Consider the following 1934-nt stretch of genomic DNA (forward strand, 5'->3'; position numbering starts at 1 on the left):
CTGCAGCTGGTAAGGTAGCAACTGGCACCATCAGCGCTTTACCTACTTTTTGCATATACCCAAGAATATTCATGTATACCCCTAAATTTTGTTTGAAACTAATAATTATGTGGTGAGCGGACTAAGAGTCCTCTCTAGTTTATGTGCTTAAATCGAAGAGTATTAGAAGCTTATTTAGTGATGCGAACAAACTAAATTAAGAGTACTATGAATTAAAAAATTTAATCTATATGTGGATGATATCCTGGGGGCATAATGGCAAATCAACAATTATTATTAAGAAATCTGCATACATTTAACATCGCAGCTAAAACGCTGAGCTTTACTCTGGCAGCCGTAGAATTACACCTTACACAAGGTGCTGTAAGCCATAGAATAAAAGTACTGGAAGGAGAGTTGGGCTTTCAGCTTTTTATTAGGGGGACACGTAAGTTAGAGCTGACCGAAGAAGGTAAGCGATTTCATACAACGCTGTCTAAGTCTCTGCACAGTATTTTTTCTGAGATTAATGATATTAATACGACTGACATGATTGGTGAGATTAGCATCGCTACATCGAATGCGTTTGCCAATGGCTGGTTAATTCCTCGTTTGGGTGACTTTAAAGCAAAATACCCTAAATTTAACTTAAATATATTTGCTCATGAGCAGCAGCAAGAATTCCATAGTACTCATGCTGATGTTGCTATCTATTTTGCTGCCGATGACTCCCCGAACGTGCATAAACAGCGGCTATTTGGTGAAATGTATATTCCAGTATGTACCCCTGAGTATGCTAAGCAGCATCATATTTATGAAGATGGATTAGAGTCTCTAAAACGAATCAACTTTATTCATGCGTCTGACTCAAACGCGTGGCAGCGATGGATAAACGAGAATCATCTAGATATTGATGTCTTTGAACGGTTTTACAGCGTCAGTCAGCGAATTATGACGATTGAAGCGGCAAGAAGTCACCTTGGTGTTGCTATGGGCCGCTATCATTTTGTCAAAGATAGGATTGATTCGGGCGAGTTTGTTACACCATACCCTAGTATGAATACACACTTAGGTTATGATTTGCTGTGCCCTTTAGGCAGTGAAAACCGACCCAAAATACGCACCTTCATCAACTGGATTGAAGGATATTTGAACTAGCAAGTTCTGAACTTAGTTAATTTTGGTATTACCTAGTCCAAAACATCATTTCTTCTCTATATAGCGACAACTCATAATAGAACGTATTAATGGATTGAAAGTGCATATAGGTAGAAGGATGAAAGCTGTTTTATTGAGTGCCGTGGTTATATTGGTTACGGTTGCGATAAACACACAAGGGTTAGTCCGATCATTGGCGGAATTGTCGGCCTTTCTTTGTGTGGTTGGGCTTGTTATTAATGTAAAGCGTAAGAAAAGCGACAAAGTGACATTATCTAAAGTGAAAATAGAAGCAGAAGAGCTTTGAATCTTACTGTCATCCAACTGTTGTTGTTACCTCAGGTTTTAAAGCACGATGTTTAAACAGTATGTTAAAAGCATGATGTTCAAACACCGTTTAAAGCCCTTCATCCTTACGTTAGCATTAACCATGCAAGTGACGTTGTGGATATTAATGCCCACAGTGCAATGCCATAGAGTAGAGGTTTTGGCCCAGCAGCTTTGAGCTTCTCCACTGAAATACCACACCCAATTAAGAAAAGACACAGCACCAAAGTTTGCTTTGCTAAAGCAAATATCCCCTGATAGATATCTTCAAACTGTGGCAATAAGTCGCTGACAAAAATCGCTACGCAGTAGAACACAATGAAATAAGGGATGGTGATTTTTTTAGATTCATTGCTAAAAATCAACGCACTTACCAATGCCACAGGCACGATCCAAAGAGCTCTCGCCAGTTTGAGGGTGGTTGCAGTTGTCAGCGCCTCTTCTCCGTAGGCAGAAGCGGCTCCGACAAC

The 1934-nt window shown here is 39.8% G+C and carries 3 protein-coding genes; 2 read left to right on the top strand and 1 reads right to left on the bottom strand.

What is annotated here, in order from left to right:
• Window positions 1–255 precede the first annotated feature (255 nt).
• On the top strand, window positions 256–1137 hold the full coding sequence (locus tag ACP45E_RS18520) for a LysR substrate-binding domain-containing protein (protein ID WP_017034020.1): 882 nt from the start codon (window positions 256–258) through the stop codon (window positions 1135–1137).
• A 118-nt stretch (window positions 1138–1255) separates the two neighbouring features.
• Window positions 1256–1444, top strand: a complete 189-nt coding sequence (locus ACP45E_RS18525) for a hypothetical protein (RefSeq protein WP_017036944.1) — start codon at window positions 1256–1258, stop codon at window positions 1442–1444.
• A 106-nt stretch (window positions 1445–1550) separates the two neighbouring features.
• Here ACP45E_RS18525 and ACP45E_RS18530 read toward each other — a convergent pair.
• On the bottom strand, window positions 1551–1934 hold a 384-nt coding region (locus ACP45E_RS18530; protein ID WP_141707417.1), incomplete at its 5' end, for a putative sulfate exporter family transporter.

The sequence above is a fragment of the Vibrio genomosp. F10 str. 9ZD137 genome, assembly GCF_049974785.1.
In the GTDB taxonomy this organism is placed as follows: Bacteria; Pseudomonadota; Gammaproteobacteria; order Enterobacterales; family Vibrionaceae; genus Vibrio.

Bases quoted from the DNA above. Each gene is read 5' to 3' on its own strand.
- ACP45E_RS18520 (WP_017034020.1), top strand. From the start codon at position 256: ATGGCAAATCAACAATTATTATTAAGAAATCTGCATACATTTAACATC.
- ACP45E_RS18525 (WP_017036944.1), top strand. From the start codon at position 1,256: ATGAAAGCTGTTTTATTGAGTGCCGTGGTTATATTGGTTACGGTTGCG.